This window comes from Rhizobacter sp. (assembly GCF_031412075.1).
Taxonomy (GTDB): Bacteria; Pseudomonadota; Gammaproteobacteria; order Burkholderiales; family Burkholderiaceae_C; genus Rhizobacter.
The window spans coordinates 1-7102 of sequence record NZ_JANOCG010000409.1; the positions used below are offsets into that span (position 1 = coordinate 1).

The following is a 7102-nucleotide window of genomic DNA, read 5'->3' on the forward strand; positions in this document are numbered from 1 at the left end:
AGGCGAGCGGCGCGATCTCGATCGTGCCTTTCTCGAACGCCTTGGCCACCTTGTCGAGGCCCATCAGGTCGTAAAGCGCGTCGTACAACGGGCGCAGGTAAGGGTCGACCTTCTGCGCCAGATCACCGGGCAGGAAGCCCAGGCGTTCACCCGCCGCAGCACACGCTCGGCGTCGATCAGGCCGCTGTCGGTGCCGCGTGGCAGGTCGATCTGGCTCACGTCGCCCGTCACCACACACTTGGCGCCAAAGCCAATGCGGGTGAGGAACATCTTCATCTGCTCGCGCGTGGTGTTCTGCGCTTCGTCGAGGATGACAAACGCATGGTTCAGCGTGCGCCCGCGCATGAAGGCGAGCGGCGCGATCTCGATGCTGCCCTTCTCGAAGGCCTTGGCCACCTTCTCGAAGCCCATCAGGTCGTAGAGCGCGTCGTAGAGCGGGCGCAGGTACGGGTCGACCTTTTGCGCCAGGTCGCCGGGCAGGAAACCCAGGCGCTCGCCCGCCTCGACCGCCGGGCGGGTGAGGATGATGCGCTGCACCGCGCTGCGCTCCAGCGCATCCACCGCACAGGCCACCGCGAGAAAGGTCTTGCCGGTGCCGGCCGGGCCGATGCCGAAGGTGATGTCGTGCGTGCGGATGTTGTTCAGGTACAGGTGCTGGTTGGTGGTGCGGCCGGCCAGGTCGGCGCGGCGGGTGCGCAGCACCTGCTCTTCGGCGTCGGCCTGCGCGTCGCCGGCCTCGCGCGGGCCACTCCGTTTGGCATCGGCCAGCGCCTCCACCAAAGCCAGTTGAAAGGCCTCGGCCGAGATCGGCTTGCGGGCGCGGTCGTAGAGTGCCTGCAGCAGCGCCACCGCGCGCTCGGTGGCCGGCTTGGCCCCTTCGATGCGAAACGATTCGTTGCGCCGCGAGATGCTCACGTCGAAGGCCGATTCGATGTTGCGCAGGTGCTCGTCGAGGCTGCCGCACAGGTGCGAGAGCTTGATGTTGTCGAGCGGCATGAAAGCGTGGCGAAGGATCACGGTGCGTCTTTCCAAAAGCGGATTGTCGCGCCACAGCCCGAAGCGGTGCAGCCCCAACTGACGCTCCTGCACAATCGGCGCCCATGCGAGCCCGACGAATCCTCACCGCTGCCACCCTGGCCTGGCTGGGGCCATTCGCCCTGGCCTGGCTGCTGGCCTTGGCCAGCCTGCACGCCCACGCTGTCGACCCGCAGGTCAACGTGATCGTGCTCGACAACGCCCTGGCCACCAGCGGCGCAGGCGAGCTCTTCCCGGTGGATCAGCCGGGCCGACCCATCAAGCTGCCCGACGAGTGGTCTGACAGCCGCCCGCGCGAAGACGGCCCGGTCTGGTACCGGCTGCGCTTTGACGCGCCCGGCACCGCCGACCAGCTGCTGGCCGCCTACATCGAGCGGGTGTGCAGCAATGCCGAGGTGCGGCTCAACGGCTTCATCGTCTACAGCGGCGGGCGCATGAGCGAGCCGGTCACGCGCAACTGCTTCTACCCGCAGCTGATTGCGCTGCCCAGCGGCCTGCTGCGCGCCGAGGGCAACACGCTGGACATCAAGGTGCAGGGCTACCCGCTGCAAAAGGTGACGTCGCGCCAGCGGGCGGGCGCGCTGTCGCAGGTGCAGATCGGGCCCCACGCGGTGCTGGCCGAGCGGCATGCAAGCGAGATGTTCTGGAGCATCTCGCTGCTGCAGGCGATCACCATCGCCACCACGGTGCTGGGCGCGTTTCTGCTGTTCCTGGGCTGGATCAACCGGCAAGAGGCGCACCTGACCTACTTCGGCCTGGTCATCCTCACCTGGAATGCACTCACCGCCCGCACCTGGCTGCGCGATCTGCCGGTGGACAACGCCACCGCCGAGTTGCTGGTGTGCGTGGGCTTTGCCGTTCTCACCGCGCTGGTGGTGCAGTTTCTGCTGAGCTATGGCGCGCTGCGTTCGCGTGTCATCGAGGCCGGTTTGCTCGCACAGTGCCTGGTGGTGCCGATGACGCTGGTGCTGGCCGGCCCGCAGCGGCTGTTCACCGTCAGCAGCGCCTGGTACCTGTTGATGTCGTTCGAAGTGGTGCTGATGTTCGGTTTGTACCTCTACACCGACTGGCACAACCGGCGCGCCAACTTCTGGCCGATGGCCATCATGCTGAGCGTGCTGGGCGTGCTGGTGGCCGTGGAGCGCGCGGTGCAATACCACTGGCTGCCGCTGCCGACGGTGCATTTGCTGCACTTCGCGCTGCCCGTCATGTTCATCCTGATCGGCTCGCGGCAGCTGAAGTCGTTCGGCCTGGCCCTGCAGGCGGCCGAAGCGGCGCGCAACTCGCTGGAAAGCCGAGTCGCCGCAGCCACTGCCGAGATGGAGCGCAACTACGTGCAGATGGCCGAGCTGCGTGTCGAACAGGTGACCGAGAAGGAACGCAAGCGCATTGCCGGTGACCTGCACGACGACCTGGGCGCCAAGCTCCTGACCATCGTGCACACCAGCGAGTCGGAGCGCATCTCCACCCTCGCGCGCGAGGCGCTCGAAGAAATGCGCCTGTCGGTGCGCGGCTTGACCGGCAAGCCGCTGCCGGTGGCCGACGCGCTGGCCGACTGGCGCGCCGAGACGGTGTCGCGCCTGGGCCAGGCCGGCGTCGAGGTCGACTGGCGCAGCCCCACCGAAGACATCACGCAGCAGCTGTCGGCGCGCGCTTTCGTGCAGACCACGCGCATCCTGCGCGAGGCGGTGAGCAATGTGATCAAACACAGCGGGGCGTCGCACTGCAAGGTGCGCTGCAGCCTGGGCCAGCAAGACTTTGTGTTGGTGGTGCAAGACAACGGCCGCGGCATCCCGATGGAGCTGGACGGCAAGCTCGACCGCGGCCACGGCATGGCCAGCATGAAGCACCGCGCCAAGCAGATGCAGGGCCAATGCCTGGTCGAGTCGGGCCCGGGCTACGGAACCGTGATCCGGCTCACACTTCCGCTGGGACGGCGTGAGCCCCGACTGCTAGCATTCACTCTTGCGTTTTAACTCGAAGGCGGTGGCCATGAACAAGATCCTGTTGCTGGAAGACCTGCCCGAAATCCGCGCCTGGTTGAAAGCTTTGGCCTTGCAGGTGTTTCCGCAAGCCCAGATCTTCGAGGCCGCACGGGTGCACGACGCGCTGGCGCTCATCACCGCCGAACGTTTCGAGGTGGCACTGATCGACCTGGGCCTGCCCGACGGCTCGGGCGTCGACGTGGTCGCTGCCCTGCGTGAAGCCCAGCCCGAAGCGCAGTCGGTGGTGGTCACGATCCACGACGACGACGACCACCTGTTCCCGGCGCTGCAGGCCGGCGCCTTCGGCTACTTGCTCAAGGAACAACCCCGCGAGCACTTCGTCGAGCAGCTGCAACGCATCAGCCAGGGGGAGCCTCCGCTGTCGCCGGCCATCGCGCGCCGCGTGATCGCCTACTTTGCCAAGCAGAACAAGCCGCAGGAGCGCCCGCAGAACCTGCCCCACGTGTCGCTCACCGACCGCGAAAACGAGGTGCTGCTGTGGGTGGCCAAGGGCTTCACGCTGCCCGAGATCGGCGTGCAGCTGAACCTGTCGCGCCACACCATCGCCGACTACGTGAAGCAGATCTACCGCAAGCTCAACGTGAGCTCGCGCGCCGAGGCCGCGCTGGAAGCGCAGCGATTGGGTCTGTTCCGCCGATGATCGGTCGACTCTCGGGTCAGCTCGCAGAAAAAAACCCGCCCCAGCTGCTGGTGGACGTAAACGGCGTCGGCTACGAGGTCGACGTGCCGATGAGCACCTTCTACAACCTGCCCGCGCTCGGCGAGCGTGTCACCTTGCTCACCCACTTCGTGGTGCGCGAAGACGCGCAGGTGCTGTTCGGCTTCCTCACCCACGAAGAACGCGCCACCTTCCGCCTCTTGGTCAAGATCTCGGGCGTGGGGCCGCGCACGGCGCTGTCCATCCTGTCGGGCTTGAGCGTGGGCGAGCTGGCCCAGGCGGTGGCCATGCAAGAGAGCGCGCGCCTGGTCAAGGTGCCCGGCATCGGCAAAAAAACAGCCGAGCGCCTGCTGCTCGAACTCAAAGGCAAGCTCGGCCCCGACCTCGCCAGCCCGGCGAGTGTGGCCAGCGACACCCAGGGCGACATCCTGCAGGCCCTGGTGGCGCTGGGTTACAGCGACCGCGAAGCGGCCCTCGCCTTGAAGAGCCTGCCCAAGGACGTGGGCGTCAGCGATGGCATCAAGCTGGCCCTCAAGTCGCTGGCCAAGTAGCCGTGCTTCGCACTCGCACCGTTGTGCAAAATTTGCTTACACATTGCACCGGCTTGCGGTGGCGGTGCCCCGAATTGACCCGCCTTCACAGGGGCAGGCGAATAGAATTCGAGCGCACTCCGCAGCGTTACCGCACAGGTACATGGCCGATTTGATCAACCCTCGTCTTGTTGCCCGCGTGGAGCGTTCGCTGCGCAAACGCTTGAACACCAACGTCAAGCCCCACCTGCTGCGTTGTGCGGCCCACGCCCGCACCGAAGACGAGTTCATGGCCTCGGCCGCCCGCTTGCTGCTCAACGTGCAAGAACGCCAGGAGTGGCTGGCCTCCTGGGCCATACGCCGCCACGCCGAGGCCGACGACACCACGCCCGCTGCGCTCGACAGCACCACGCCTTCAGGACTCGACGCCCCGCTGCAGCGCAGTTTTCGCATGACCCCCGCACAACGTGACCGACTGCGCGACGCGCTGGCTCACGAGGTGGGCCCGATTGCCGACCTGCTGCTCGACAGGGAATCCCAGCGCGCCGACTCGGTCAGTGAGTTGCTGCAACGCCTGGAGTCGCACCTCGAAAACGAGGAGCAGCGTGCGCGCTTTCGCCAGGTGACGGTGTCGTCCAAGACCCATACCGACGGCTGAGCCGCCGCAGCCCCGCCGGGGTCCGGCTTGAACCCCCACCCGCTTCCTTCATCAGCCGAGACCCTTCATGAACCTGAAGCTGAGATTCAACCTGGTGTTTGCGCTGCTGTTCGTGCTCTCGCTGGTGGTGGCCGGCGGCACGGTCTACCGGATGGTGCAAGCCAACGCCAGCGCCGAAGTCGTGCGCGACGCCCAGCGCATGATGGACGTGGCCATCGCGGTGCGCGGCTACACGGTGGACAACATCAAGCCCCACCTCGACCCGATGCTCGACCGCCACTTCCTGCCCGAGACGGTGCCCGCCTTTGCCGCCACCGAAACGCTGGCCCGACTGGCCGCCAGACAACCCGGCTACAGCTACAAGGAAGCCACCCTCAACCCCACCAACCCGCGCGACAAGCCCACGGCCTGGGAAAAAGACGTGGTGGAGCGCTTCCGTGCAGACCCCCAGACCACGGAGCTGTCAGGCGAGGTCGCCGGGGCACAGGGCGGCCTGTTCTACGTGGCCCGCCCCATTCGCATCACCAACGCGGCCTGCCTGGCTTGCCACAGCACGCCGGCCGCTGCGCCCCCGAGCCTGCTGGCCAGGTACGGCCCGGCCAACGGCTTTGGTTGGCAACTCAACGAGGTCGTCGGCGCTCAGGTGGTGGCGGTGCCGATTGCCTTGCCGCAAGAAAAGGCCAAGCAGCTTTTCCTCACCTTCACCGGCGCGCTGGTCGCGGTGTTCGTCGTGCTGTTCCTGGTGCTGAACTGGCTGCTGCAACGGCTGGTGGTGCGACCGGTGCGCGAAGTGGCCCACGCGGCCCGCCGCGTGAGCCAGGGCGACATGTCGCTGGCCGAGTTCTCCGAAACCCGGTTGGACGAGATCGGCATGCTGCAAAAGTCGTTCAACCGCATGCGCCGCAGCCTCGTCAAAGCCATGGGGATGCTGAAGGGTTAGAGCTGCTCAGTGTTTGTGGGAGGTGTCGGGCGCCTCCACGTTCACCTGCACCGTGACCTCGCCCGCCTTCTCGAACTTCAGCTTCAGCGGGAACTTGTCGCCCTTCTTGAGCGGCGCTTTCAGACCGATGAACATGATGTGCAGGCCGCCGGGCTTGAACTCCACCATCTTGCCGGCGGGCAGCTCGACGGCGTCGAGCTGGCGCATGCGCATCACGTCGCCTTCCATGCTCATGGTGTGCAACTCCACCGACTTGGACACGTCGGCCGAGGCCGACAGCAGGCGGTCGTTGGCGCCGGCATTGCTCAGCGTCAGGTAGCCGCCTCCCGAAGGCTGGCCCGGTGCGGTGGCACGGGCATAGGGGTGGCCGATGTCGATGGCCCCCAGCTTGAACGAGTGGGCTTGCGCAGCCAGTGCGGCCAGGCCCAGCGTGGCGAGGGCGAGGGCGCGAACGAGAGGGCGGGTCAGTTTCATGATCGAGGTCTCCAAGGTCAGTGGTTGAATTTCAACTCAGCGTGCAGGGTGCGCTGGGTGTAGGGGTGAAAGGCCCAGTAGGTGGCGTTGCCGAGGTTGTCGAGGCCGAGCGATGCTGTCCAGTGTTGGTCGAAGCGGTGCGGCACACGCGGCTGCCATTGGCACACGGCGGCCAGCAGGCCAGCCGCCCATCGGCCGCGCCGGAAGGCGGGCGAGGTGCTGTTCGTTTCCATGAAACCTTCAACCTGAACAGGCCCGCAAACCAGCGCGGGCGCAACACACGAGGCCGGCGTGTCAGCCGGCCAACGACGGTGGGTTCAGACGAAAGCGGGTGGCCCGTGTTTCAGTCGGGCGACCCAGGTGGCGCACGCATCGGGCGCCTGGGGAGAGGGGTGGGAAAGGGAGCTTGCTGTGCTCGCGTGCGCCGCCGGCACGGCCAGCGGCTGCGTCTCGGGCGCGGCAAACGCCATCAGTGCGGTCAGTGTGCAATGGTCACCGCTGTGGGCCTGGGCATGCTCGGGCGCGGGCTGCGAGCCCTGGTCTTCAAGCGCGACCGTGGCCACACCGTAGACCGTGCACACCTCGACCAGCGTCTTGCCCTGCGCTTGCGCCGACACGCTCGCCAGCATGGGCACCGCCGCCTTGAGCAGCAAGGCGCACATTGCCAGCCAAAGGGCAAAGCGGGTGGACAAGGGGCGGCGTGACATGGGGCGCGATTGTGCCAGGGGCGGCCTGCTCATAATGCGACATGAGCATTCAGACCGATGAGTTCGAGCCCGCACGCAGGGTGGTGAGCGCCGC

At 66.8% G+C, this 7102-nt stretch carries 10 protein-coding genes; 5 read left to right on the forward strand and 5 right to left on the reverse strand.

Annotated features, from left to right (window positions below; all coding sequences use genetic code 11):
* A partial coding sequence (locus RMO40_RS25525) for a PhoH family protein (protein ID WP_489660172.1) occupies positions 1-121 on the reverse strand: 121 nt, incomplete at its 3' end.
* A complete protein-coding gene (locus RMO40_RS15480) occupies positions 64-996 on the reverse strand; it encodes a PhoH family protein (RefSeq protein WP_489660173.1) in 933 nt (310 codons plus the stop codon). The genes RMO40_RS15480 and RMO40_RS25525, both read right to left, overlap by 58 nt.
* 104 nt (positions 997-1100) lie before the next feature.
* On the opposite strand from RMO40_RS15480, the gene RMO40_RS15485 reads away from it, so the two are divergent.
* From RMO40_RS15485 to RMO40_RS15505, 5 genes are all read left to right on the forward strand, one after another.
* A complete protein-coding gene (locus RMO40_RS15485; RefSeq protein WP_309723204.1) occupies positions 1101-3011 on the forward strand; it encodes an ATP-binding protein in 1911 nt (636 codons plus the stop codon).
* A gap of 16 nt (positions 3012-3027) precedes the next feature.
* Positions 3028-3681, forward strand: coding sequence for a response regulator (locus tag RMO40_RS15490; RefSeq protein ID WP_309723207.1), 654 nt, complete (start codon positions 3028-3030; stop codon positions 3679-3681).
* Positions 3678-4250, forward strand: coding sequence for a Holliday junction branch migration protein RuvA (ruvA, locus tag RMO40_RS15495; RefSeq protein WP_309723210.1), 573 nt, complete (start codon positions 3678-3680; stop codon positions 4248-4250). Before RMO40_RS15490 ends, ruvA begins: the two co-directional genes overlap by 4 nt.
* Positions 4251-4392: 142 nt before the next feature.
* Complete coding sequence (locus RMO40_RS15500) at positions 4393-4887, forward strand: DUF8082 domain-containing protein (protein WP_309723213.1); 495 nt, start codon at positions 4393-4395, stop codon at positions 4885-4887.
* A gap of 67 nt (positions 4888-4954) precedes the next feature.
* A complete protein-coding gene (locus RMO40_RS15505) occupies positions 4955-5827 on the forward strand; it encodes a c-type heme family protein (protein ID WP_309723216.1) in 873 nt (290 codons plus the stop codon).
* 6 nt (positions 5828-5833) lie between these two features.
* On the opposite strand, the gene RMO40_RS15510 is transcribed toward RMO40_RS15505, so the two are convergent.
* The 3 genes from RMO40_RS15510 to RMO40_RS15520 all read right to left on the reverse strand — a co-directional run bounded on the left by RMO40_RS15510 (position 5834) and on the right by RMO40_RS15520 (position 7008).
* A complete protein-coding gene (locus tag RMO40_RS15510) occupies positions 5834-6301 on the reverse strand; it encodes a copper chaperone PCu(A)C domain-containing protein (RefSeq protein WP_309723220.1) in 468 nt (155 codons plus the stop codon).
* A 17-nt stretch (positions 6302-6318) separates the two neighbouring features.
* Positions 6319-6534, reverse strand: coding sequence for a hypothetical protein (locus RMO40_RS15515; RefSeq protein ID WP_309723221.1), 216 nt, complete (start codon positions 6532-6534; stop codon positions 6319-6321).
* Positions 6535-6618: 84 nt separating this feature from the next.
* A complete protein-coding gene (locus RMO40_RS15520; protein WP_309723224.1) occupies positions 6619-7008 on the reverse strand; it encodes a DUF2946 family protein in 390 nt (129 codons plus the stop codon).
* Positions 7009-7102: the final 94 nt, after the last annotated feature.